The sequence below is a fragment of the Peribacillus sp. ACCC06369 genome (assembly GCF_030348945.1).
Taxonomy (GTDB): domain Bacteria; phylum Bacillota; class Bacilli; order Bacillales; family DSM-1321; genus Peribacillus.
The window spans coordinates 4411629-4438625 of the sequence record NZ_JAUCEN010000002.1; the positions used below are offsets into that span (position 1 = coordinate 4411629).

A 26997-nucleotide genomic window follows, 5' to 3' on the forward strand; every position below is an offset into this window, starting at 1 on the left:
ACAGAACTCATACCCTGCCGGTGTCGGTTTTTACAACCTCCATATTACCATTTCATTAATCATCAGGATTTGTTTTATTCACCAAGTTTCTTCCGTATATCCGCTGCTACATTCTTTAGCGCCTTTTTTGATCCCCTGTCAAGGTCGTGGTTCAATTTCCTTTCTTTGTAACTGACAAATAGGGAATTGAGATCATAGCCTTCAGGATATAAATCGGCGGCCTTTATTTCCAGCTCGAGCCTATTGGCATGAACTTCCTTGAAGGTATCTTCGAAAAGGACTGTGACATTATTGAAGGAGTCCTTTTTCTTATAAACGATCCCATACCCATTCAGTTCGCTTACCTTCACTTTGTCGCCGACTTCATATTCATATAATATTTCCTTAGGAACGGCCGCTGGCTTCGCTTTTTTGATTTTACCTTCCTGGACACGCTCCAAGTCGTAGTCTTTATTGTCGATATATAGCTTTGCCTTTTGCAAAACCTTTTCACGTACATTCATTTTTTTCGCTATCCACAGGGCATTGCTTTCCCCGGATTGACCGATCAACAGCTTATACTTTGGCTCAAGTGTTTCACTATTGAATTGCATGGCCGCATTCATGAAATCACTGTGTATTTCCGAATAGCGCTTGATTTCACCATAATGGGTCGTCGCAACGGTAATGCAGCCCCTCTGATAAAATTCCTCAAGGATGGCAATCGCTAACGCGGCACCTTCATTTGGTTCCGTTCCGCTCCCGATTTCATCGAACAGCAGTAATGAGTTATTGGTTAATGCCCCCATGATTTCCGAGATGTTTTTCATATGCGATGAAAATGTGCTCAGTGCATTTTCAATGCTTTGGTTATCACCGATATCGACGAATACCTGATCGAAGACGGCAAGCTCCGTCCCCTCTTTACCGGCAACATGCAGCCCTGACATGACGGCCAATGTAAGGATGCCGATCGTTTTCAAGACGACCGTTTTACCCCCGGCATTAGGGCCGGTAATAATCAAGCTGCGATAGTCCTTACCGATTTCGAAATCTAAAGGTACGCTGTCTTGCGGCAAAAGGGGATGTTTACAGCCCTTTAATTTAATATAACCATGATCATTGATTTTCGGTTCGATGGCATCCATGCTTTTACTGAATTTGGCTTTTGCGAAGATCATGTCATATTGACTGATTAACTCGATGTTTATCTTGATCGGTTTCAGCTGTTCGAAAACCGTTCCGGATAATGTGGCCAAAAGTTGATACTCTTCCATCGATTCCTCCGCTTTTAAACTGGCCAATTCTACATTTAATTTCGTTACCGAGGCAGGTTCAATGAACACGGTAGCCCCTTTTGCGGATACTTCCACGATCGTTCCAGCCACTTGATTTTTATAGGAGGCTTTGATCGGGATGGTGTAGCGATCACCCTTTTTACTGATGAAAAATTCCTGAATGAACTCTTTATTGGCTCCGCTCTTCAAGAACTTATTCAGTCGTTCCTCTATTTTACCTTCTGTCTTGATGATTTGGTTCCTGATCCGTTTCAGATCCTTGCTGGCTTCGGAAACAACAGCATTTCCTTTGATGGTGAATTGGATTTCTTCTTCAATGCTCCTGAATTCAGTCATGGAGCGGGCGTAGGAATGCAGTGTTGGTGCAAAGAACTCTTTATCGGTCATGAATTTCTTGATATTCCTGCAGCCTCTTAAGAAGTCTGCTATCGCCACTAACTCTGACGGCTCCAAAATCATTCCTTTTTCCAGTTTGTCGATATGGAGGCCAATATGTGAAATTCCTTTTAAGGGAATATGGCTTTCCGCATTCAGTAAGTTCCTAGCCTCCGTAGTCTCGTTCAAACGATTTTTAACGACCTTCAAATTGCTGCTAGGCTTAAGCTGATCCAATAATGCTTTTCCTAAACCGCTTACGCAATGGTTTTTCACCATTTCCTTGAGTTGGATATATTGTATTTTTTCATAAGTCATTGTATTCATCTAATGATCCCCCTTGAATTAGTGAGTGATTAAAATTCCCGAATCCAAAAAATGCCCGCAATGGTCCCCCTACCTTTACAAATGAACAAGCCATTTGAGTAGAAAGCTCCTGCGGACATCGGTCTTATCTATAGATAAGGACCTAAAATCGTTAACAAATAAGGCAGCTCGAATAGACCTGCGTACACAAAAAAGCATGATAGGACAAATCCCACCATGCTTTTCGTCGTAACACCTACATGTTACACGATTTATGGAAAAGGAAGCAGTCTTAAGGTAGGTATTCACAATGCATAATTACACTGTGAAAAAAGGCATACTTAATCCACTGACCAATCAGTGATTAAATACCTTATTCAACTAAATTAGTTGATACCTACTCCCGACATAAAACACCACACCTTTTCTTAGATTGGGATTAATATACCATATCAGTAAGAAAGAGTCAATTCATTTTTTTGCCGTCCTTCGAATCCATTCATGTAAAACAAAAGGGGATATTGGCTTTAACAGCCATAATGCTTCAGTAACTCCCCTTTTCAGTGTCTGAATATTTACTTTAAAATTTGGGTATGTTATCCTTATATTAACATAAACTAAAAACAGCCTCATGCGCTAACATGAGGCTGACAACTAGCAAGAGTGGTTGGTCACAACTAATAACTCTTAATCAGAAGAATCAGAAGAAGAACCATTGCCATCTTGGGAGGATGAGTGGTTCTTTTTCATTTTCTTGGCGAACACAGACAGGATTAGACTGGTTGCTACAGCAACAATTATCTCTTTACCCAAATCTGTAATTAAGTTCAATAAGAAATGAATCATGAGGTCACCTCCTTCCCCATCTATAATTAGATGGAAAAGCAAAACTGTGACCTTCCACTCTATCCTCAGTTGTCCCTCTATTTTATCATATCTTTCACATTATGGAAAATATATGAAAATAAATATTAGAGGATGTATTCTCCCCCTTCTACTCTAGAGTAGATTAATTCCCTTTATTTAGAAGTGCAGCTAACATTTGAACAATATCTCCTAAGTAACTAGACATATGATACGTAATGACGAAATGAGTCCGTCCTGTTAAGTCATTAAGAATAGGGGATTATCCATTGGATAATCCCCCTTTGCGGTTTAAGCTTCATCATTCATTATGAGAGGGACTATTTTCCCTTCATTCACGTTGATCAATCCATGGTCGGTTATTTTCAGGGCCGGGCTGACAGGAAGCGATAAGGTGCTTAATGACATGATGACATTATAATGTTCGTAGCCTAACGATTTAAGTGCATCTGTCAGGTGCTGAACCTGTTCAGATACGATGTCCATTGGCTCTTCGGAAAGGATGCCCCCTACCGGAAGAGGTATCATGGATAGGACCTTGCCATCTTCTACGCAACAGACTCCGCCTTGCTTCTTTATCACTTCGTTGGCGGCAAGCAGCATATCCTGCTTGTTATGGCCAATCACCAAAAGATTATGGTTATCATGCGAATAGGTTGTGGCAACTGCTCCCCGCTTCAAAACATCGCCGGTGATTAACCCGTGCGCCCTGTTGCCGTTTTTCCCGTATCGCTCGAATGTTGCAATTAAACCATAAGGGCTTTCTTCCCAGCATAATTCACCATTCTTCCCATCAATAAAATCATGGGTTTCCGTTGTGAAAGTGGAACCATTCTGCACGTTGATGATCCGGCACTTGCTGTGTCCATGCTTGTCTGAAATTGGGATGTTAAAATCGTTTTCAGTAAGTTCCGCTAGTTTCACACTTTGATAGAAATGCTCAGGAAATTGCCTTTCCTTCACTTCTTGCACATATGGCCGGGAAGATTCATAGACTAGCTCGCCTTTTTTGTATACTTGTTCAATATCAAATGTTTCCAAGTTGGATACAAGTAGAAAATCTGCCGCTTTTCCTGGCGCAATGGCGCCGCGGTCATACATCCTCATCCGCTGTGCAGGTGTATATGTGCATGCATAGATGGCTTTTTCCGGGGACATGCCCATTTGAATGGCTTTCTTCAAAAGGACATTCAGGTGTCCTCTTTTTTGGAAAGAGTCGGTCATGACGTCATCGGTGACAAAGCAGAAATGCTCATCCACCTGCTTTTCCTTCAAGTACTCGATCACTTCTTCAGTCATTGATTTTTCTTGAATCTCAATAAACATTCCGGCTGCGATCCTCGCATCCATCCCTTCCACGGTCTGGTGTGTATGATCTGAATTCACTCCGGCATAAATAATCTTTTGCAAGTCCAAGTCGAGCAGCTTTGGAACGTGCCCCTCTATGATCAGATTCGGATAGCGGGAACGGATATGGGACAAGATCCGATTCGTCTTGCAATCCGGGTCGGATATGACCTCATAGTAATTCATGATCTCGCCGAGGCATATAATGTCCTCTGTTTGCATCAATTCATCTATGTCGCCTATTTCGATAGAACCGCCTGTCGTTTCCATCGATGTCGCAGGAACAGAACTCGGGATGGCATAAAACATATCCGCTACGCAATCTTTACTCGCTTTGATCATTTCCTTCACACCGGAAATTCCGAAAACATTGGCCATTTCATGCGGTTCCGGCACGATCGTCGTCACGCCGTTTTTGATTAACCCGTAGGAAAACGTGGCCGGCGTGACCATTGTACTTTCAATGTGGAGATGGATATCGATCAGACCTGGAACCATATACTTCCCCTGTCCATCGACGATTCTATCCGGCTCGAAGGCATCCAATTCCCGTTCTCCAATATAATAGAACTTTCCATCCTTGATGGCTGCATTCCCTTTAATGAATCTTTTAAAATAGCTGTTAAACACGTTGATATCTCTTACAAGCATATCCATTCGCATAACTTACCCTCCTAAGCTAGTCAACAAGCACCATCTGGTTTCTCGGAATTTCAAGGATGATTTCCTGCCCCGTCCGGTAGGATTCCGTCATTTCCTTGTTCACAGTGAAATCCCCTATTGGCGTTTCAACGACATATTGATAGCTTCTTCCCAGATACGTACTTACCTTAACCCGGCCTGATAAACTATTTTCCAGAACCGCTCCAACATTGTCTTTTTCCCTAATCAACAGATCGTCCGGTCTGATGGCGCCTATTTTTCCAGTCGAATTGGTCATCTGTGCATCCTTGTGCAGGACAAATGAGTAGCCAGACTTATTCAGTTCAATTTTGCCTTCATGATCCGTCCGCTTATCAAACTCAATGAAGTTCTTAAAACCGATGAAGTCTGCGACAAATTTGGTTTCAGGATATTTGTAAATGGTGGCAGGGTCACTAAGCTGCTCGATGATCCCTTTATTCATGATCGCTACCTGATCGGAAATGGAAAAACATTCTTCCTGATCATGGGAGACATACACAGTCGTAATACCCAGCTCTTGCTGGATACGACGAATCTCGACTCTCATATTCACCCTTAAGTTCGCATCAAGATTACTCAATGGCTCGTCGAATAATAGGATGTCCGGCTCAATCACCAATGCCCTGGCAATCGCAACCCGCTGCTTTTGGCCTCCGGAAAGCTCTTGGGGATATCTCTTTTCAAATCCTTTTAAATTAACGATTTCGAGCACATTCATCACTTTTTTTTCAATTTCACTTTTTGAATTCTTTCTAAGGCGGAGACCGAATGCAATATTATCGAATATCGACAAATGCGGGAATAATGCATAGTTTTGGAACACAAAGCCAAAATTCCGCTTGTTTACGGGCACTTTCGTATAGTCCTTTTCCTTAAATAAAAACTTCCCTTCATTCGCCTGTAAAAATCCGGCAATTAAACGCAGGGTCGTCGTTTTCCCACAGCCGCTCGGGCCAAGAAGGGATACCAGTTTCCCTTTTTCTATCTCAAGATTGAAATCCTTTAATATATTCTGTTTGTTATAAGCTACAGATATATCTTGTAAAGTGAATAAAGCCATCCATCATTACCTCCTTTATCGTTTTGTGAAATAAGACAAGCCCATGAGCCGTTCTACTATAAACATGAAGAAAGCTGTTATGAACATGAGTAATACGGAAATGGCCGAAATGGTAGGATCGAAGTAGTTCTCTACATACGTCAGCATCTGGATCGGAAACGTACTTACCCCAGGGCCTGTCATATAAACTGAAATGTCTACATTATTGAAGGATTCCAAGAAGGCGATCATGACTGCCGCTAGAATTCCTGATTTTATATTCGGGAGGACGACTGTAAAGAATGTCCCCAATTTACTGGCTCCGAGACTCTCCGCCGCTTCTTCAATGGAAAAGTCAAAGTTTGATAAGCTTGAAGAAATCACACGGATGATGAACGGCAGCATGATAACAGTATGTCCAACAAACAGGGCCGCATATATCGGAAGCTGATAAGTTCCGACAATATAACGTAAAAATGCAAAGCCCAGCACAATTCCCGGAATTAATATTGGCGAAACGAAAAATGCATTAATCACGCTTTTCCCTTTAAAATCATATCGGCTCAATGCATAGGCAGCTGGCACTCCCAGTAACAGTGCCAAAAGATTGCCTCCGAGTGAAACAAGGATGGAAGTTTTAAAAGCGACCAAAAACATTTCCACATTAAAAATATTTTCGTACCATCTTAAAGAAAACTCTTCCGGCGGGAATTTCAAAATATTTCCGCCTTCAAATGACGTAACGGATATGATAAGCAAAGGCCCTAGTAAAAAGAGAAACACCAGGAGAGTAAACAGGGCCAATCCTCGATTTTTTTCCTGCATACACCTCTACCCCTTTGGATTTAATTTTTTTGCCAAACCATTCATGATCGATATGATTAGAACGGTCACGGCAATCATGATGGTGGCGACAATCGATGCCACTTGCCATTCGTTCAATGTAATTGCGTTTTGATAAAGAAATGTCGAAATGACCCGCTGTTTCCCACCTAGTAAAGCAGGCGTCGTATAGGCAGTGAAGCTCCCTACAAAAACAAGGATGCTGCCAATGACCAAACCTGGAACCGAAAGCGGAATGATCACTTTTGAGAATACTGCCAATCTTGACGCTCCAAGGCTCTCCGCCGCTTTTAACAAATCCGTCTCGATGTTCTCCATCACCCCCACCAGCGTCACGATGATCAATGGCAGGAATAAATGGACCAATCCGATGATGATTGCAGTAGGCGTGTATAAAATATCAAGCGGCTTTTCAATCAGGCCCATGCCCATAAGCAATTTATTCACCACGCCGTTTTTACCGATAATCACCATCCAGCTGAATGAGCGAACCACAGGGCTTGTCAATAGCGGAAAGATCGTCAGTAAAAGCATGATCACTTTTTTTCGTTGTTTCAATTTTGAAATATAATAAGCTGCTGGAAATCCTAATAGAATGCAAATGATGGTCGTGAACAGACTCACCCTAAGTGTCGTGAGCAGTATTTCAATAAAGTATCGATCTCTGAAAAAATCGAGATATCCTTGTATGGAAAAGCCGCTTTCAGTAAAAAATGTCGTGCCAATCGTCAATAGGATTGGAATGATCATGAATATCGTTAAAAATAGAACCCCTGGCAACAGCAACAGGTATAGATAGCGTTTTTTCACCTCGGAACCCCCTGTTCGTATTATTTATGAATTGATTATGCGAATAAACAGGTCGAAAAACGCTTCCGCATTCACGTCAAGACAAACATGCGCATTTGGCGGCTTATTCAGCCTATTTTGAAAGTCGCAAACCATCTGTCCGTCACAAATTTCACTTTTTGTTTCTACATCCACATAATATTCTTCTCTAGTGACAAGATCATTTTGCAAAGCAATGGCTACAGCTAATGGATCATGCATCGCACAAGCCCATATACCGTTACGTTCAAAATACCTTTTCCGATAATCGGATGTACTTTCGCTTATATAGTCAGCAAGTGCATCGTTTTGGATCAATTGGATATGCTCTTCATCCAATAGAACCTTTCTCGTGACATCAAGACCAACTTGCGTGATCGATTCGAATCCCGCCTGTAAGACGATTTTGGCAGCTTCAGGATCGACATACGTGTTATATTCAGAAGTTGGCGTGACATTGCCAACCCCTTGTACAACACCGCCCATGAAAATGACTTCTTTAACAAGCTTGGTGATTTGCGGACATTTTTTCACCGCCAATGCCAAATTCGTAAGAGGTCCCGTCATGACAAGCGTCACTTCATCAGGAAAATTCAAAATGGAATTGATGATGAAATCAGAAGCAAATCCATCATCAGGCTGCTTTTTGACCGGCACATCCTTCAAGGCACCGCCAATCCCGTCTTCGCCATGGATCCGGTGTTCAAAAAAGGGGCTCCTGATAATTGGGCTATCTGCCCCATTTATGACTGAAATGTCCTGTTCATTCAATAAATCCAATATTTTGCATGTATTCAGTGTGGCCGTATCAAGTGATACATTCCCGTTCACTGTCGTAATCGCCAATATGTCGAATTGACGGCTTTTAACAGCAAGAATGATCCCGATCGCATCATCTATTCCAGTATCCACATCAAGAATCATTTTTTTCTTCATCAAGCACACCTCTTTTTTTTCTTAGTGTGTAAGTTCACGATTCCAACGGTCGATCCATTGTTTAGATTCTTGGTTTACAAACTTCATATCTAACACACGCAAGCTGCTAATGACGTCATCCCCATATGTTAAGCCTTTCGCTTCCGTTTTAGAGAGCTTGACTTCGGTATTGACAGGAGAATCCACTTTCGCTTTCGCTGATTTTTCCTGAACTTCCTTGCTTAAGATGTAATTCATGAATTCCCCGGCCAATTCTTTTTGATCGCTGGCTTTTACAATATTCACCGTATTCATCACTGCGTAACCGCCTTCTTCAGGTGAAATGAACTTAGCTTGAGGAACAGCTTCCTGTAAATCGCCAAAATACATTTCCATGATCGGGCCTGCAGCAATTTCCCCTTGCGAGAACATGTTTACGAACTCAGATGTTTGCCCATATTCCTTTACCGCATTCGGCATGATCTTTTTCATTTGATCAAAGGCTTTATCTTCATTGAACTCTTTACTTCCGCTGACTTTTGAAGCGGCATCCAAAAACATCGGTCCAGTTGTTGATGTGATTGACGGGATCGTTATCTTCCCTGCCAAATCCTTGCTCCAAAGATCTTTCCAAGACGTAATTGGCTTATTCACTTCATCGGGATTATAAGCAATGCCAAATTGTGCAATGGTATAGGCTGGTCCAAAGTCCTCTCCATTTGGTGCTTTTGCTTTGTCGTATATATTATCAATATTCGGAATTTTACTGTGGTCAATTTTTTCAAATAAGCCTTCATCGATGCCCTGCTGTGCATAGTAGTCGGATAAATAGATAACATCCACATCACTATTCGCTTGGCGTACCTTGTTCAGTCGATCAGCATTATTTCCTGAATCAACGACAATCTCGACATTATGCTTCTTTTCAAATGGTGCGTAGACTTCCGGCCGGAAGAAATCATCAGCGAATCCCCAAGTGGAAACGACTAATTTGGCTGGTTTTTTCTTGCCATCCTCCTTTGAAGAGCATGCAGCTAAAACAAATGTGAAAAGGGATAACACCATCAATACGCTAATCATTTTTTTCATCATTCAAACCTCCACTTTCATATTGTTTAAAATTTCCTTTTTACTGATATAAATGTAAAAAAAGACAATCTTAAATAGAATTGAAATTCTACCCAAGATTGTCTTTTCTTTGTAAACAAAGATAAAACTTATCATTTGGTTCTATTGTGGCGTTCCCTCCAGATAAATCCGAGTGGAAATCCATTTATATGATTATATTAATTTTCCTTCAATACAATATTGGTGAATGCCAGCTGCGTCGCTGAGTCATAATCCCTCAGGACGGCTTCAATATCCCAATCCGTTTGCGTTTCCAGCTTTTGTCTCAGTTTCTTTTTATAAAGCAGTGACATATGGAAGTCAACTTCCTGCTTCAGGCTGGGAACTTCACCCTCTAAAGCTTCAGAGCGCGGGGCACGTCGATGTTTGGCCTGAAATGTAATCACATTCTTCTCAATGGTAACCTTTAGCAAAGTCGTACCAAAGCCGAACAATTCCTTCGATACCTCATTATACATATGAGAAAGCAATTTCTTCGTTTCGTTAGAGTTTATCGGTAAGATGACTATCACCTGCCAAACTATCATTTGAGGTAATTATATATACTTTTTCAGAATTGCACAAGATAATATTCGGATTTCGTACAAAAATATCTTTTTTTTTATAAAAAGCGTACATTTACTTACCAATACACGAATTATAAAAATAAACAAATGAGGATTTCAATATATTCATATAACTTTATATCCAAGCCAGCACTTCTATTAATGAAAACTTTTTCAGAGAAATAAGCGCAAGATTGAAAACCATTGATATAACCTTGCACCGCATTGAAAACGCTATCATAAGGATTTAATATAGCTAGTATAGAGCGATTAAAAATAGAGAGTATCAAAGGGCTCGTTAAATGAGGGAGGAATTAATATGAAGAAAGCTTTTGAGAAAGCGCAACAGTTCGGTAAATCTTTTATGCTCCCGATTGCCGTTTTGCCAGCAGCCGGTTTATTGCTGGGAATTGGCGGTGCTCTTTCTAATCCAAATACAGTTGAGGCCTATCCTTTTTTAGACTTTGCTTGGCTGCAGGCCATTTTCACGATCATGAGTTCTGCAGGAAGCATCGTATTCGGCAACTTGCCGGTTATTTTTGCCGTAGGTGTTGCAGTGGGCTTGGCACGCTCGGATAAAGGGACCGCTGCACTTGCAGCCATGATCGGCTACTTCGTCATGAACAGTACAATAAATGCACTGCTTCTAATAAACGGGGAACTTGCCAAAGAGAATCTGGCAGGTGCCGGACAGGGAATGGCGGTCGGGATCCAAACACTGGAGACTGGTGTGTTTGGCGGTATCGTAGTAGGTATCTCTGCTGCATATCTGCACAATAAATATAATAAAATTCAGCTTCCGCAAGTTTTAGGGTTTTTCGGTGGTTCCCGTTTCATTCCAATCATCGTTTCCTTCGCGTCCATCTTGGTTGGAGCCGTGCTTTTTATCGTATGGCCTTATTTCCAACTTCTCATTAACCAATTAGGTGCGCTGGTAACGAGCACAGGTACGATTGGGACTTTCTTTTACGGATTCATATTACGGATGCTCGGGCCGTTAGGGTTGCATCATATTTTCTACCTTCCCTTCTGGCAAACAGCTTTAGGCGGGACGATGGAGATTAAAGGGCAGATTGTCAGCGGGACTCAGAATATCTTCTTTGCGCAATTGGCCGATCCAACTACTGTCAAGTACTATGAGGGTGTTTCCCGGTTCATGTCCGGGCGGTTCATCACGATGATGTTTGGTTTACCAGGCGCTGCACTGGCCATTTATCACTGCGCTAAACCTAAAAATAAGAAAGTCGTGGCCGGTTTGCTTCTTTCAGCTGCCTTAACATCTTTCTTAACAGGCATTACCGAACCGCTTGAATTCAGTTTCTTATTTGTCGCCCCAATCCTTTATGTTTTTCATGCCTTGTTTGACGGGCTTGCCTTCATGATGGCAGATATATTCAATATAACAATCGGTCAAACCTTCTCTGGAGGATTTATTGATTTCACTTTATTCGGGATTCTCCAGGGTATCAGTAAAACAAACTGGGTTTATGTACTTCTCGTCGGCATTCCATGGTTTTTCCTATACTACTTCACTTTTAAATTCTTGATCAGGAAGAAGAATTTAAAAGTGGTTGGCCGTGAAGATGATGAACAGGCCGCTGTTACACAAGTAACGGCATCAGAAAGAACCCAGACCATCGTTAATGGATTAGGCGGACAGGAAAATATCGATATAGTCGATTGCTGTGCAACCCGTCTCCGTGTCACGGTAAAGGATGAATCATTGGTGAAAGAGGACGTCATTAAACAAACCGGTTCAAAAGGCGTCGTAAAAAAAGGGAATGGCATTCAAATAGTTTACGGTCCCCAAGTAACGATCATCAAAAATGAAGTGGAAGAATTCTTGGGTCATTAAGAACATAGATAACGATAAGGAAGTGTTAAACATGCAACAGGTGCTGGATCAAATTCACAAAGGCTTAATTGTATCTTGTCAAGCATTGGAGAATGAGCCGCTGCACAGCTCTTTTATTATGGGACGCATGGCTATTGCTGCCAAAGAAGGCGGTGCGAAGTGCATTCGCGCAAACTCCGTAGCTGACATAATGGAAATCAAGAAGAATGTGAACCTTCCTGTCATAGGGATCATTAAACAGGTGTATGGACAGAATGATGTCTTTATCACTCCCACCATGGCCGAAATTGATGCATTGATGGAAACTAAAGCGGAAATCATTGCGACGGATGCTACAGCCCGGGTAAGACCGGACGGTAAAACGTTAAAACAGTTTTATTGCGAAATAAGAGCTAAATATCCGGATGTTTTACTAATGGCTGATGTATCCACCATAGAGGAAGCAGTATACGCCGAACAGTTAGGATTCGATATTGTAGCACCCACTTTATACGGCTATACGAACGAAACATTTGGCCAAAAAATATATCAGGATGATTATGCTGTGCTCAAAGAGATAGTAAAAGCAGTGAAAAAAGCGAAAGTGATCGCTGAAGGAAATGTCATAACACCAGAAATCGCCCGCTCTGTATTGGATATTAATGTCCATGCAGTAGTAGTGGGCGGTGCCATTACCAGACCGCAGCAAATCACTAAAAGATTCGTGGATGCTATCCAAGAATAGAAAATTGCACATAGTAATGAAATGACCCAGACTGGCAATAGTTTGGGTCTCTTTTTTGATCCATATTCCTGTAGCCATCCGTTCCGGTTATTGACGTCCCTAATGGATACATTAAACTATAAAAGGTATACATATAAGTAATTTGAAATGGGTGATCACATGGAATATCTAGCAGAAAACCTCATATATGGCATTGAGTGCAGCATGGACAAATTCACCAAAACAGAAGAAGAATTGGCCAAATACATTCTGGAACGCCCTGAAGAAGTAAGTCAGTTAACCATTAGTCAAATAGCTAAAAAGCTTCATATTTCGCCGGCAACGATTACGCGTTTCTGCCAAAAATTAGCCTTTTCTGGGTTTAATGAGTTCAGGCATGAGTTAAAAAGGTTCGTGGATCTCCGAAAAACACCGAAAAATATGAAGGACATCAAGCAGGTGGATTATTTCGCTAAACTGTACCAAGATCACTTAGGTATCATAGATAATACCTTTCATATAACCACATATGACGATATCCAGAAAGCGGTATCTTTCCTTACACAGGCAAATAAGATACATGTATATGGAATAGGGAGTTCGGGTTTAGCCGCCCAGGAGTTCAAATCCAAGTTTTTCCGGATTGGCTTATCTGTTGAGGCTATTACAGATCCCCACCAGTCAATGATGGACGCAGCTTTAAGTGACCAGAATAGTGTTGTCATCGGCATTTCCATTTCCGGAACAACAAAAGAAGTGATTCGCGCAGTTAAAATCGCAAAGGCACAAGGCTCGCGCATCTTGGTTTTTACTGGTGATAAAAATTCCGAGCTCTCACAGCTTGGTGATATATCGCTATCGGTCACCAGCAAAAATAGCCTGCATATGGGACAAAACATCTCACCATTGCTTCCACTACTATTACTTTTCGATTTAATATATACAGAGTTGGTTGCTAAAGATTATAAAAACAGGATAAGCATCAGGGAAAAGACTTTAAAGGTATTAACCGAGACCGACTGACTTTCGGCCGATCCGTTAAAACCATACAATTATACAAGATCCATTGGGTATTTTTTGAGATTTCATTTACGACTACATACAGCTGTAATACCCAAAATTCAGATTCACCCTTATTATATTCTTATAAAAGCGACTCCCCCACAGCCCCCGTACAACTACAGCTTTATGATTGGCAGAAAACGGGGCAAATCCATGGTAGGGCTGAAAGTTATCAGTTTGTTTGATTAACAGAACCTGACCGAAAGTCATTTTCGTTATTCATCGTATAAAAAAACTGCATCTCCAATTAGTTAGATGTTACTAACAATTGGGGGGCAGTTCACTTTAAAAGACTTTAAAAGACATCTTTTTATTTGTTCCTTTTAAACTAAATTCCTTATTACTGGCATGGATCGTTCTTGGAGGCTCTCGGAAAGAAGACTATACGCAACTACTTTATTCTTGAACTGTTTGACCACATCCACGTGGTCGTTGTAAATGTACACAAATAATCTAACATCGTTTTTTCCTCTTCTAGTATCAATTATTATTGGAGTCCCACTGTTCTCTGGATGTAAAAACAATTTCTCGTTCCCTGGGAATATATGATTTTTTTTCAAAAACTTAGCTTCGTTAAAATAATTAATTACTTGAATTTTGTCTTCACCTTCCAAACGTTTTTCATCAAAGGTTACGATTGCATTCGCTTCACTAATTTCTGAATGCATTTTAAATTTACTCATAATCCAATTCACTGCATCGGTTGGAAGACAGGTAACTAATAATTTAAGCAAGCTTAAGATAATTGTCAAAATCAATACAGGCAATGTCATATTTGATCATCTCCGCGACGTTATAATTTAATTATTAAATGAAAGAGGCGGTCAGTTTTTCTTTGAAGTGACTTCTATTAACGTTTCATTTTTGGTTTCACAAATAGAGTATGTCTTGTAAATCACTCGTACAAAACATGACCTTTATTTACAATTAAGCCTATATTTCTATGCATGTTGATATACTATTATAATAATCATTCACGTGGTATCTTAGGCTAATTTTATTACGAAGTAGATGATGCCCACAGTTAATACTAGGGCAAGACCAATATAAATATAACTAAGGTTCAACAAATTCCCTCTCGTTGCTGCAGAATAATCACTATCACTCTTCCCCGTTAATGAAAGGGTGCCAACCAGAGCAACTAAACTAATGGCTACTACTAATATTACACTTATCGTCATGATTCAACGCCTCCCAATATTATTATCTATTTCCTTGAACCACTTCAAATTATTCCGATTCTCATCGTATATCGTAGTGTAACTACCTAATTTGGATGTCAAAATTAAATTGTATCCAGGTAGATCGCTCTTCGTGTTTACTAAGTAAATATTTTAAAAAAAGCCTACTACTCTATAATAAAAGAACAACCAATTTTCGGACCATCCAATCAAGTGAAATTTTCACCATCCACTTGTTGAATTCTTTCGTTCATATACATAGAAAAGTGCAAAGCGCCACTGAAGAAATGGCTAAGATACCACGTATTGCAGGAACTCTGACCTAACTTGCTTCCTCGAAAAAGACAAAAAAAAGGGGTTCGGAAAACTAACTTTCATCAAATGATGTTCCTGAACCAACTGACCCAAAACAACACCTTCAAATCCTCGGGTATGGTTACAATTTAGATGTTGATTTCCACTCCAGGCACTCGCTTTCCGCGGGCGGTCCGGGAGCCTCCTCGGCGCAAGCGCCTGCGGGGTCTCCCTTTGACGCGCTTTTCCCGCAGGAGTCTCGTACCTTACGTTCCAATCAACTTTTTTTTAACATATAGATGGAACCTCTTTTGTCGACAACAGGAATGTGCCATGATCGGCACCTTACACACTGTAGATAAACTCGATAATAATGGAGTTGCCTACAGTTTTTTTAATCCGTACTCGGCGCAAGCCTGCGGGGTCCCCCTTGGACGTGCTCTTCCCGCAGGAGTCTCGTACCTTACGTTCCAATCAACTTTGTTTTAAAATCATGGTTCGTAATGGTCTCATCCTGAACCATGATTTTAAAGAAGACGTGGTTATCCTTCATGTTTTTTTACTTTTTATGGATGAAACCCCATCGCCATCAAGCTAACCTGCCAAGAGTTAATTTGAAAGTGCGTTCTCTTTATTTTGCTACAGTAATACTAAAATTGTGCATGACAAAAAAACCTATTAAATAGGTTTTTTAAAAAGTATTAGGCAACTTTGAGTTTTTGTGACATCGAATAATCATAGACAACACCTAAGATATCGAAGACCGTTTTCTTGTTATAACGATGACATTTCCGTCCGTTTTTCTCCAAAAGGTAAAACAGACGGAGAAAAGTCTTTGATAGTTCTTGGGTGTCTTTTTGTAATCCTTGATAAAACAATAAATAATAGTCTTTTATCATATAGATAGATTTATATTCACTTAACTCCTTCTTTTTCATGTCTAAAAACCTTAGCTTAACGGCCATGCGGTGGGACTCCTAAAATAGTAAAATATCGACTAATGTCTCATTATGGATGATATACTATTATTTTAATAAATTTCCAAATTATGAGGAGGTTATTCAATGAAAAAGGTACGGAATGGAATATGGATGTTTGTTACACTCGTTCTCATGCTATCTTTACTTCCAGAAATGTCTGTTAAGGCGGCAGCCGATCCGATCATTAAGGTTAAATTAAAAGGCTATCTTGGTAATAAATCCGAGATTACCGTCGAACCGGAAGTCACGTACACTACGAATCTAGCAAATGTAAAACTAGAATCGAACAAGAAGTATACGTTGAGGGTCAGCGGTACGGACATTGTTGTTCAGACAGATTCAAAAGAAATAGGCAAAGCTTCTGAGATTGAAGTGAAACCTGAAACAGGGAACGGTCCACTTTCGATTAATGGGCGTACATACTTAGGTAGTTTACGTTTTATTATGGAAGATGGGAAATTCATCCGTCCATATAACTCAATTGGTCTTGAAGATTATTTAAAAGGGGTTGTTCCAGCTGAAATGCCGGCTTTATGGAATCAGGAAGCCTTAAAGGCACAGGCTGTTGCGGCAAGAACCTATGCGATGAGCTACATCAACAGAACGCCCGATGACACAATGAGTTACCAGGTATACGGTGGCTACACTTGGCACGAAAACTCAACAAAAGCTGTTAAAGCAACAGAAGGTCAGGTCATCGGTTATGGTGAAAAACAACATATAGGTTCAGATGCTCTTTTTTCCTCTAGCAATGGAGGGAAAACCGAGTCCAACAATAATGTTTGGATTGGTACAGAGCTACCATATTTAATGGTCAAAGACGATCCATATGATCCGCAAACTGTGTGGAGTTTTAGTGTAAAAAAGCAACAAATAGACCTTGCAAATTTAGATTTGACAAAAGCAGATACATGGTGGGCTAATACCAAGGAAGCTGAACAAACACCAGTAATTTCTAATATAAGAGCATGGCTACAGAAAAATGGATATACCGGCAAAGACATTAAAATAACGGCTGTCCCTCACCTATCCCTTCACGCACTAACAAGTGGCGGCAGGGTGAGTAAAGGAAGTATAAAGATTGAATTTATGGTGAAAGAAAAGGGGAAAGCGCTACAGCAAAGTGTAATATTAGAAGATGTAACGGCTTCGAAAATTAGAGACATTATCGGTCTGGGCATCATGAAAAGCTTTTTAGTAGACAAAGTGGATACTGCAAGGGATGCGATTAACGTTTCAGGCAAGGGATACGGCCATGGTGTCGGACTTAGTCAGTATGGCGCGAAAAAGGCTGGCGAAAAGGGAAATACGTATCGCGAGATTCTTGCTTTCTATTATGAAGGGACAAGCTTAAAACAAGCTTATAAGCCCGAGCCTGAAGAAGTAGAACCAGTCAAGCCAGAACCGGCACCTATCATTCCAACGCCAATTCCAACACCAGCTCCGGATCCCGCACCTAAAGATGAAACGGCACCAATGATTAATAGTTTAAAAGCCCATTACGATTCTAAAACAAACCAAGTCAAAATAACCTTTGATACAAATGAAAAAGCGAATGTGACAGTGGAAGTTACGGATGAAAAAGAGCAAATCATCGCTTCTCTTGTCAAAGGGGATCAAAAGCCGTCAGGATCGCAATTAGCCATTTGGGATGCATCAGAGGTAAGTAACGGTTCATACACCTTTGAAGTTAGAGCGATTGATAGTAGTAATAATGCAAGTTCAGCATCTGTTCCATTTTTATTAACAAAGCCTGACACAGCGGCTCCAGTTATTAAAAATACAAATACCTCATATGACTCAAAAACAAATAAAGTTTTCCTGAAGTATGAGATCAATGAAAAATCAAAGGTTACCGTTCAAGTAAAAGACGCAAAAGGCAAAATCCAAGCTACTCCGATCAATAATGCAGAGAAAAATGCCGGTGTCCAATGGACATCGTGGAATGTATCGAAGGTTATGAACGGTAAGTACTCATTTGAAATTGCAACGATCGACAGCAATCAAAATAAAAACTCAGCAACGGTTCCATTTACTTTAACGAAACCCGATATAACGGCACCTTCCATTAATAATATAAAAACCTCATATGATTCAAAAACGAGTAATGTTGCTTTGAAGTATGAGATTAATGAAAAGGCGAAGGTAACCGTTCAAGTAAAAGATGCAAAAGACAAAACCGTGGCGACACTAACCAATAATGCTACAAACAATGCCGGTATCCAAAGTGCATCATGGCATGTATCAAAGGTATCGAACGGAAAGTATACGTTTACCATTACAGCGATTGATCCAAGCCAGAACAAACGTACAACGACGACTTCCTACACTTTAAACAAACCGGCAGCGAAAAATATGACTGGTAAGGTCAATGCTACGAAGTTGAATGTCCGTTCCAAACCAACCACATCTGGGAAAGTTCTTGGCTCTTTGAAGAAAAACCAAATCGTTACCGTAATTAATAAGAGTAGCTCTTGGTACAAAATTCAGTACGGTAAGGGAACAGGTTATGTGCATGCAAAATACCTAACGAACGTCCGATAACGAAATCAATCAGTGAAAAGCCCTAATCAAAATTTGGTGAGCACTGAAAAAGACCATGATTTTTTAATAGTCATGGTCTTTTTCTATATATTTCATTTCCGATTGTAAATTCAGTCTGAAACAGCACCTTATTGGGGTCCCCACCGCATCGCCATCAAGATAAAAAATATAAAACACTCCAAAACGAAAAAAGAGCTACTTTTTCTGTAAAATTAATAGAAAAAAGAATTTTTTCGTTATGGGGATACAAATATATCTTAGCTTGATGATGGGTATGTGGATGAAACCCTCATTAGATTGAAGAAATTTGCGACACTCCTGCCGAATTACTGGCTAGCCGAGACACCACAGGCGCTTGCGCCGAGGAGGCTTGGCAGACAGTAGGCGGAAAGGGAGCGGATTTCTGAAATCAACGGAACTTTTTAATTAAAAAACTGCAGGCAAACCGAACAAGTTTGTCTACAGTCTGGAATCATCATGACTCTCTCTCGTGAATATCAAAGCATATGATTATAAACTTTTTACAGCCTCTGCAAACCTTTTGATGCCTTCGTGAATGGATTCCTCATTTTCCCTTGCAAAAGTAAAGCGTACGTATTCCTTATTTGTACCTAGTGTTGAACCCGGAACGTATATGACTCCTCTTTTGATGGATTCCTCCAGTAACTTTATTTCGTTCAATGGCACTTTCAGCTTACACCACAAATGAATTCCACCATTTGGCGAATTATAATCAACTTTTTTTTGCAGGAATTGTTGAAGACTCGAAACCATTGCATCCCTTCTTTTTTTCAGTTGGCCCCTTAAGTAGGCAATATGGGCAGGAAAATACTCTGAATCCAAAAAATCGTTTGCTATCCATTGAGTGAATGAGCCATGACCGAAGTCAACCTGCTGCTTAGCATCAGAAAGTCTCTCTATAACTGGTTTCGGTCCTATAATCCACCCAATTCTTAAACCGGAAGCAACAATTTTTGACAAAGAGCTTATATACAAAACATTTCCGTTGTTGTCCATCGATTTAAGAGTGGAAATTTCTTCCCCGGTAAAGGAAGTTAAACTATAAGGATCGTCTTCTATGACCGGTATTCCATATTCGGATGAAAGTTCAAGAATTCTTTTACGACGGTTGATATGAAGGACAGTTCCTGTAGGGTTTTGAAATACAGGGTTCAAAAAGATCATCCTGATCCGATGTTTTTTATGGAGTTCCAGTAAATCCTCTGGGTTGATTCCATCTTTATCAACTGGTAAATGAAAAATTCTTAGCCCCGCGGATTGAAAGATGGGAAGGTTGTAACTATATGATGGATCTTCCAATACAACGGCATCTCCTGGCTTTAACAAGCATTGGACCACCAGATGTATGGCTTGCTGTGCACCCGAAGTAATGAGTATAGAAGATGGATGCGTGTCAATTCTCCTATACTGTTTAACATGTTTGGTTATTGTTTCCCTTAAAACCGCATTGCCTTGAGGGTGATCATAACCTAAGCTACCAATGAAGGACCTATTAGAAATGATTTCACGTAAGGATTGGACTGGAAATAAGTCTTCTGAAAGTTCCCCACTAGCTAAGTTAATAAGGTTATGCCCTTCCGTCTCTTTACGAATTCTTTGGGTTACTGGCATATTGGGCAAAAAAGAACCCGCTTCGATATATCTATTCCAACTAGGTATACGTTTTCGGGTAATTCCCCAGATATCCTTGCTGATCATGGTTCCGCTTCCTTTTTTTCGTTCAACTAGCCCATTTGCTTCCAATTCATCATAAGCAGCAACAACTGTGCTTCTGTTAACTCCCAGTTCACTTGCCAAGAAGCGTTCAGACGGTAGCGGCTTATCCAATGAAAATGTTCCATCAGCAATGCCACTCTCGATGTAAGCTGCTATTTGTTTATATAAAGGCTTCTTGGATTTTCTGTCAGTTTTCCATTCCATAAGCTACATCCTTTAAAATGTTTAGTTAAAAGCGTACTAATTAACTTTATATACTTATTCATTCCCAAAAGTAGTAAAATCTTTAATTTCAGTATAATCTTCAGTAGAGATTATTGCACTCTTAGGATAGAAGCTGCACTACAAAATAAAAACGAAAGCCTCCATTTCTTAAATGAAATGGAGGCTTTCGTTTCATCTTTTTCAACAATGCAGACTCCCCTTCAGCCAAGGACGATTCCGATAGTGGCCGATCGGGACTTGGATAAGGCTCGTTTTTCCTTGAGGACCACCACCGATTTTGTAAAGTTCATCACACATATTCACATCAAAGCCGAGCAGCGGGTGCCCGTTCATTCCGAGGGCTGAGGCCGCTATCAGTAATTTCTGTACGAGCATACCTGCCTCCATTTGCTGGATGCGGTACCCTCTATATCCAAGCTTCTTTTTGGAATGATCTTGATCGCCAACTACATGTATGCAGATCGGCACTTGCTGAAAGTTCATGATATCCAGGGACATTCCGTATTGCAATTGGAGCCGATGATCTCCTGATTGTATCTGTCGTAATGAATGTGTCGTGCTGTCATAATGGTATGCACCATCTTGAATGTCTTCCACATTATACAAACAAACATATAAGGAAACGCGATGTTCGTTGTTCTCGTTTGTTCCATCCAAATCATTTCGATAGGAGAACGAGGCGGTTGCCTCCTGCAGGAGAGCCGCCAGTTGCAGTTGACTGACTTTCCCTAGAGCGAAGTCCATTTCAGGTGAAAACCGCTTTCGGCAAACCGCAGCCAAATCATGGGATAACCTTTTAACGATAGGTAGGGTTACTACATGCCCTTCGCATTCGGCCCCATTCTTTGGATCGATCGGCCGGAATGATTGGGTGGACTCGATCATGGATGCTTCATTCATTTTAGTTAACATCGGAAATTCCCTGATCCTCTTCGACCGAACATAGTGTTCAGGCTGAATCCCCGTCAATTCCCTGCATAATTCCGTCGAAGTGACATGTCCGTCACTGTAGCTTTCATCCGTACACCAAAATGCTGGTTCTGCCGATAAGGGAATCACCGCATACGTGCTCTCCTCCTCTTTCGAAAGCCCGAGCAGATGATTGATGGCCCGGTCAAGGAATTGGAAGCAAACCCCAGATGCGATTCCAAACCGTTTCGCCACTTCGAGTAACTGTCCAATGAGCACGCCCGCATCCAGACCTTGCAGGCGGTATGAAAAATTATTATATTTGTAGAAGTTTTTCCAAAACATCGTCGATACAAAAACCGTCCCAAAACATGAGGTAATATCAAAGGTTTCACCAAGAGCTCTTGTTACATATGAATCAAAATCCCCTTCCCGCAGCAATACCAACCGGTGGTGTGCCGCATCATAGTGGTATACGCCAGCAGGCACTTCCTCCATCTTCAAGTACACGTACAATTCACTTGGATACAAACCTCCCCCTGATGGCGGAAAACGCCGGAATGACTGCATGAGGTCCTCGGATTCCGAGGATCTCGGTACCTGACTGACTTGGGTCAGGCCATATGCATACCAGAGGAAATGACCGATTCCTTCGAGGTCCAGCTTTGCAGGCCCATTGCCCCCCTCAAGCGTCAGCGGCACCTCCAGTGATAGTGGAAAAACAGGCAAGTCACGGTAAATCTTATACGTTAGCGGTGCATCATCCCAATCCACTTCCCAATCCGGCGGACTTGCCTTTTCGATGTCAAAATGCAAATTGTGCAGAAATGCCTCTAGACTCATCCTCCTACCTCCTAAGTCACCGCTTATGGAAAAGGATGCGGATGCGGATTGATCTGTTCGAATTCAAGCGGCCGTTTTGCATATCCAAGTTCCATCGGAACCCTCAGTATCCTCTCAAGCCCCGTTATGCGGGTAAGATGATGGCCGAATGTCATCGGCAGCATCCCCGGGATCAGCACTTTTACGCAATGTAATCCATTCCGTTCAATCTCCGGTGTCGTCTGATCCACCACAATCACCTCGAGTTTCAATCGGCGGAACTCCTGAAGGATATCCTGCAGATCTTCGGTCAAGTCCGAATGATTCACCTTTTTCCCGAATTCTTCATCGAATGTTCGCATCGGCCGGTCAGCATCCAGCAGAAACTGCAGTCGCTCCTCGGCTTGCGGTAAACCGTACAGCATGCCATGATCATCCATTTTCCGTACCAGTGAGGAATCATGCAGCATTCTCTCAATCTCCTCCTGGTTTTCTTCCAATTTATCGTCAAGGGTCAGCATCATGCCTGCCAACTCGAAGACCGCGCTTTTCACCGCCCGGATCGGGTCCAGATGAGCCCCTGCCGCACATATGAGATTCAATCCTTTTTGTTTCCTGTTTTTTGCCAACGCCCATACGCTTGGTATACCGTGTTCCATGGTGGCATTAAACAAATGGATATCATACCCCGCTGCCGCCCTTGCCCTGTCAATCATCAATTCCAGTTCTTTGTCATTTGCAGAATAGGGGTCAAGACGTGCGAGGGGCAACTGCGCGTACCAGGTCAGCAGAAACGAATCACGTTCCACCACTTCCATGATGCCGTAGAAAATGGCCTCCTCCAAACTTCCCCCTAATGCACAGCCATTGGAAGTTTCATAGACGAATCCATCTCCGCAGCCCAAGCTGTAATAGGAAAGCAATTCCGGGACCAAGATCGGCCGCTCTTGCAAAAATGAATGGCCCCACACCCAATCTATCTTGCGGTCAGGATCAAACGGTCGAAAAGGGAAATCCTTCTGGGCATAATGTTCCTTCGAGTGCACCCCTATCTTGATGGGATCGAGCGCATGATCTTTCAGGTTACTGTAGCTGTCATGTATGACTGTCCGTTTGCCGCGGGGCTCCATTCCGCAATACCTTTCCAATCCCTCCAATATGGCAGTCATCTCACTGACGGCGTATGAGAGAGTACGGCCTGCCGCCCCCTCATCTCCTATGAACAAAGGCAAATTAACACTTACATCGGCAAATGGCGGCACAAGGTCTATCATTTTATTATTCAAGAATCCTGTGCGGTGATCCAAGTAATCCTTGGCCAGAACTTCATTCAGATCATCCATTGAACGGGTCCGGTAACTGTCGGGACTTATTTTCGGACTTGGCTGTAACGAAATCCTTGCACGATCCTTCGAGTCATCAGGTAATTGGCTGCAAACAGGACACAAGGGATCAGGTAAAAACGAGTGCCACGAGCCGTTCAGCGTTTTCAGATTGATTAATGATACACGTCCTTCCGAATTGGCGTGTTCTCCTTTCATCACCTTCCTTACCTCTGCACCAATCAGGTGAGCCATCTGCAAAAGGCCTGTGCGTGATGCCGCCGCATCACGCTGTATCCCCCCATTTTCTTGCAGCTGTTTGCGGATTCCCCACATTTCTTTACGATCACGCCCGGCCATGAAATGTCTTTGGTCTGCACACTGTGAGCAACCTGTAATACCTGGGCGCACCAGCGGACCTACCACTCCCTCTCCAAATGATACGAACCCCCGCAGCCATGGAATGCCAGCTGTTCTTATCACCTCTTCCGCCTTTTGATGGACCGTGGGGTTCCAAGCATCTTGAAGCACAAGGACCAAAGCCGTCGTTTGCGGTATTCCTGCCTCGAAATCGGTTTGGCGATTGACCTGATATTGGCCGGACAGGTCCCCATGAACATGGTCGGCCAACACTCCTTCCCCGACAACCAATACGTCAGTTTTCACCCTGATTCCTCCTCTCGCAAAAATACCCCAAACACACCTGCCAGTTCTTCCTTAAAGAATGGTTCCAGTTCTAATTCGAAAACGAAAATCCGCTTCTTATTCTTCTTCAGGACTTGAATGGCGGACTGTACTATCTCGGAATTCCCTGTTACCTCGCACGAAGGAATCACAAGATTCACCTTTTTTTCCTTAAGAACAGACGATGCCACTAGACCTGGAGCTGTGAGGCAAACGGTCTGGTTCTGAACTTTCATGATTGCCTTTTGCAGCGCGTTCCGTAATGCGATCGTTACATTCAAACCGACAGCGCCAGACCAGCCGTCGCTCGTTCCTGCCCAAACAACTGGGAAACCGGACACTTCCTCACCAAACGCGATGATTGGATCTCCTTGCAGCCGGGTCAACGCTTGTAAATAATACCGGCAGCGTTCATCATCCACATCTCCCAACTGCACCGACACAAGTTTCTCCTGGTTGAACTCCTTATTTCCAAACTCTGTATCTAAACTGCTTTGCAGCCCACGGCAAACACATTCAGCAAATGTTTCCCCTCCTCCGACACCGATCGATTCCTTTATTTCGCCTGCTCCCTCAATCGGAGGAAGAGTCTGAATGAGCTGGCTGAGTGTCCGCGATGCATATGCTTCAACCCCTGCCAGACCGCTTTCCCTCCGCGCTTCCTCATGCGTCAAATCTGAACGGATAATATCAGGCAGAAGTCCGGCTGGACCTGACGACAACGGATCAACAACCTGAACGCGGCATTGAGCCAACGGCAGCTGTTTTAAATCGCCCTCTTCCCAAGTATGAAAGATTCCGGATTCCGCCGATGTCAACCGGCTGAAATGCATGAACACTTTCCCCGGCTCACCCCGGCCCGATTTCTGTTCAAGCCGCTGATCAAAATCTTCAATCCATTTAGCTGCCCCTTTTCCCGTCACCCCCGGATGGGGAATGAATGGATGCCACTTTCCCTCCAATGTTTCCATATCCAACAGATAGAATTGATTGGCTTGTTCTGCAGTTGTAACACCTGTAGCCTCTTTGAACCACTCGAATACCATTATATTGGCTAACATCGCTCCGGCTGTGGAGGAAAAAGAAGAAGACGCCTGATCCTTTTCCAGCACAGTTTGATGTAAACGGTGCCACGCTGACTCCCAACATCCTTTGGAATCCGGATGGACAAGCGGGCCAGCCATGCCTATTTGATTGATGATCAATGCAGGAAACAGGACCTTTTTCCCTTGCCTGCAAACCGAATGAAGTTCTCTTAATTCCTTAATATCACCCTCCTGTGACACATATAATATCGAGTCGAATGGCCGCACGATCTCCTGCCATTCAATCCCTGCTCCCTTCTCAAGCACGACCTCCTCTATCGCTGCCTCTTCGTCCGACTTACGCGCATGTGCAACGATTTCCTTCAATCTTTCTCTATTGGTCGGTACCGTGTCCGTAATGAGGATATGGAATGTGGGCAGTCCGGATTCGATCAGCGCGGACACCACTGAAAGGAACAGTGGGCCAGAACCTATTGCCAGAGCCCTTCCCTTTCGATAAGCTTGAAAACGGTATGCCCCGGAATCGCCGTAGCTGTCGAGGAACTCGATTTGGGAAGCATACCTTTCAAGAACCTGATCCCCTAATTGATGGGGACTGTCCTGACTTACATCCCGAACGAACCCATTCGCGTACAAAACCTCGGCAATTTCCATGACACGGTTCCGATACGGTCCAGGCAATCCATCCGTCAAATCGCTTAATGTATGGTCCCCGTTGAACATCGGCAATAACTTTTCAATCCATTGGACGATTGTGCTGCCCTCCATTCGGAACGAACTTATGTTATTCCTGAAATAAACACCTCTGTTTGGTTCCGGTAGAAAAAACGTATCCCTTTTCACTTTCAAACGCATAGAAGGGGTCAAATTCACCATTCCGCTCCTCCTAACCCGAAGCATTCTACGTTCTGCTTCAGCACTTCACTTTAATCCTATGTACGACAATTTGTCCCTTATGTCTAATAAAGAAAAGTCCCTGCTGCACCGCAGGGACTTTTCTTTATTAGACCTGAAACCTTAATGGCCGCAACGTCCGCAACGTCCACCGCATCCTCCACAACGTCCGCATCCACCACAACGACCACAACGACCGCCGCATCCTCCACAGCCAAAGCAGCCAAAACACAAGAAACAGCCAAAACAACCTAAACCAAATTGACGAGAATCTTCCATGGAATACTGCTGAGGGACTTGTTCCCAAGAAACTGGCTGAGTCACCTGGAAATCATCGACATTCAGGTTTTGCAATTGATTTTGAAATTCATACATTTTATATAACCTCCGTGTATTATTTATAAGGTAGTGCTTGGAATAGATAAAAAAACCGGAACGAAATGGTCAGGGAATTAACACCACGTCAAGTATCCCTCCAACAAAATATGTAAGGGGAGTGGGTATTGCCACTGATTAAAAAGCCTATTTTTACTAAATCCCATTCACGTCGAATGCCTGATCACCATTAAAAACCCAATGAAAAAGCAG

20 protein-coding genes and 1 pseudogene are annotated in these 26997 nt (G+C 42.3%); 4 read left to right on the forward strand and 17 right to left on the reverse strand.

Going from position 1 to position 26997, the window contains the following annotated elements; translation table 11 throughout:
• Positions 1 to 74: 74 nt before the first annotated feature.
• The 9 genes from QUF78_RS22400 to QUF78_RS22440 form a co-directional block, all read right to left on the reverse strand.
• Positions 75 to 1979, reverse strand: coding sequence for an endonuclease MutS2 (locus QUF78_RS22400; protein WP_289326411.1), 1905 nt, complete (start codon positions 1977 to 1979; stop codon positions 75 to 77).
• A gap of 666 nt (positions 1980 to 2645) precedes the next feature.
• A complete protein-coding gene (locus QUF78_RS22405) occupies positions 2646 to 2804 on the reverse strand; it encodes a hypothetical protein (RefSeq protein ID WP_289326412.1) in 159 nt (52 codons plus the stop codon).
• A gap of 309 nt (positions 2805 to 3113) precedes the next feature.
• Positions 3114 to 4832, reverse strand: a complete 1719-nt coding sequence (locus tag QUF78_RS22410; RefSeq protein WP_289326413.1) for an adenine deaminase — start codon at positions 4830 to 4832, stop codon at positions 3114 to 3116.
• A 16-nt stretch (positions 4833 to 4848) separates the two neighbouring features.
• A complete protein-coding gene (locus tag QUF78_RS22415) occupies positions 4849 to 5913 on the reverse strand; it encodes an ABC transporter ATP-binding protein (protein WP_289314963.1) in 1065 nt (354 codons plus the stop codon).
• Between the two features lie 15 nt (positions 5914 to 5928).
• On the reverse strand, positions 5929 to 6717 hold the full coding sequence (locus QUF78_RS22420; protein ID WP_289326414.1) for an ABC transporter permease: 789 nt from the start codon (positions 6715 to 6717) through the stop codon (positions 5929 to 5931).
• A gap of 6 nt (positions 6718 to 6723) precedes the next feature.
• Positions 6724 to 7545: an ABC transporter permease gene (locus QUF78_RS22425; protein ID WP_289326415.1), complete on the reverse strand. Its 822-nt coding sequence runs from the start codon at positions 7543 to 7545 to the stop codon at positions 6724 to 6726.
• Between the two features lie 24 nt (positions 7546 to 7569).
• Positions 7570 to 8499, reverse strand: a complete 930-nt coding sequence (locus QUF78_RS22430; protein WP_289326416.1) for a nucleoside hydrolase — start codon at positions 8497 to 8499, stop codon at positions 7570 to 7572.
• 21 nt (positions 8500 to 8520) lie between these two features.
• On the reverse strand, positions 8521 to 9567 hold the full coding sequence (locus tag QUF78_RS22435) for an ABC transporter substrate-binding protein (RefSeq protein WP_289314959.1): 1047 nt from the start codon (positions 9565 to 9567) through the stop codon (positions 8521 to 8523).
• 197 nt (positions 9568 to 9764) lie between these two features.
• Complete coding sequence (locus tag QUF78_RS22440; RefSeq protein WP_370016368.1) at positions 9765 to 10133, reverse strand: DUF2294 domain-containing protein; 369 nt, start codon at positions 10131 to 10133, stop codon at positions 9765 to 9767.
• Between the two features lie 337 nt (positions 10134 to 10470).
• Here QUF78_RS22440 and QUF78_RS22445 point away from each other — a divergent pair, with 337 nt between their 5' ends.
• The 3 genes from QUF78_RS22445 (at position 10471) to QUF78_RS22455 (ending at position 13732) form a co-directional block, all read left to right on the forward strand.
• The gene (locus QUF78_RS22445) at positions 10471 to 12006 is read left to right on the forward strand and encodes a maltose/glucose-specific PTS transporter subunit IIC (RefSeq protein WP_289326417.1); all 1536 of its coding nucleotides are present in this window, start codon (positions 10471 to 10473) and stop codon (positions 12004 to 12006) included.
• Positions 12007 to 12037: 31 nt separating this feature from the next.
• On the forward strand, positions 12038 to 12730 hold the full coding sequence (locus QUF78_RS22450) for an N-acetylmannosamine-6-phosphate 2-epimerase (protein ID WP_289326418.1): 693 nt from the start codon (positions 12038 to 12040) through the stop codon (positions 12728 to 12730).
• A gap of 147 nt (positions 12731 to 12877) precedes the next feature.
• Positions 12878 to 13732, forward strand: coding sequence for a MurR/RpiR family transcriptional regulator (locus QUF78_RS22455; protein ID WP_289326419.1), 855 nt, complete (start codon positions 12878 to 12880; stop codon positions 13730 to 13732).
• Positions 13733 to 14094: 362 nt separating this feature from the next.
• Here QUF78_RS22455 and QUF78_RS22460 read toward each other — a convergent pair whose 3' ends face one another.
• From QUF78_RS22460 to QUF78_RS22470, 3 genes and pseudogenes are all read right to left on the reverse strand, one after another.
• Complete coding sequence (locus QUF78_RS22460) at positions 14095 to 14544, reverse strand: YfmQ family protein (RefSeq protein ID WP_289326420.1); 450 nt, start codon at positions 14542 to 14544, stop codon at positions 14095 to 14097.
• 213 nt (positions 14545 to 14757) lie between these two features.
• Positions 14758 to 14952 carry a hypothetical protein gene (locus QUF78_RS22465; RefSeq protein WP_061464872.1) on the reverse strand — a complete coding sequence of 65 codons (195 nt, stop codon included), beginning with the start codon at positions 14950 to 14952 and terminating at the stop codon, positions 14758 to 14760.
• 995 nt (positions 14953 to 15947) lie between these two features.
• Positions 15948 to 16181, reverse strand: a pseudogene (locus tag QUF78_RS22470) (IS4 family transposase); the annotation flags it as partial.
• Between the two features lie 129 nt (positions 16182 to 16310).
• On the opposite strand from QUF78_RS22470, the gene QUF78_RS22475 reads away from it, so the two are divergent.
• Entirely contained in the window at positions 16311 to 18770 is a 2460-nt protein-coding gene (locus QUF78_RS22475) for a SpoIID/LytB domain-containing protein (RefSeq protein ID WP_289326421.1), read from the forward strand.
• 510 nt (positions 18771 to 19280) lie between these two features.
• On the opposite strand, the gene pdxR is transcribed toward QUF78_RS22475, so the two are convergent.
• From pdxR to QUF78_RS28070, 5 genes are all read right to left on the reverse strand, one after another.
• The gene (pdxR, locus tag QUF78_RS22480) at positions 19281 to 20711 is read right to left on the reverse strand and encodes a MocR-like pyridoxine biosynthesis transcription factor PdxR (protein WP_289326422.1); all 1431 of its coding nucleotides are present in this window, start codon (positions 20709 to 20711) and stop codon (positions 19281 to 19283) included.
• A 201-nt stretch (positions 20712 to 20912) separates the two neighbouring features.
• A complete protein-coding gene (locus tag QUF78_RS22485) occupies positions 20913 to 22484 on the reverse strand; it encodes a SagB family peptide dehydrogenase (RefSeq protein ID WP_289326423.1) in 1572 nt (523 codons plus the stop codon).
• 23 nt (positions 22485 to 22507) lie between these two features.
• Positions 22508 to 24451, reverse strand: coding sequence for a TOMM precursor leader peptide-binding protein (locus QUF78_RS22490; protein WP_289326424.1), 1944 nt, complete (start codon positions 24449 to 24451; stop codon positions 22508 to 22510).
• A complete protein-coding gene (locus QUF78_RS22495) occupies positions 24448 to 26391 on the reverse strand; it encodes a putative thiazole-containing bacteriocin maturation protein (protein ID WP_289326425.1) in 1944 nt (647 codons plus the stop codon). The genes QUF78_RS22490 and QUF78_RS22495 overlap by 4 nt, the downstream gene beginning before the upstream one ends.
• Before the next feature lie 83 nt (positions 26392 to 26474).
• The gene (locus QUF78_RS28070) at positions 26475 to 26654 is read right to left on the reverse strand and encodes a hypothetical protein (protein ID WP_483313863.1); all 180 of its coding nucleotides are present in this window, start codon (positions 26652 to 26654) and stop codon (positions 26475 to 26477) included.
• Positions 26655 to 26997: the final 343 nt, after the last annotated feature.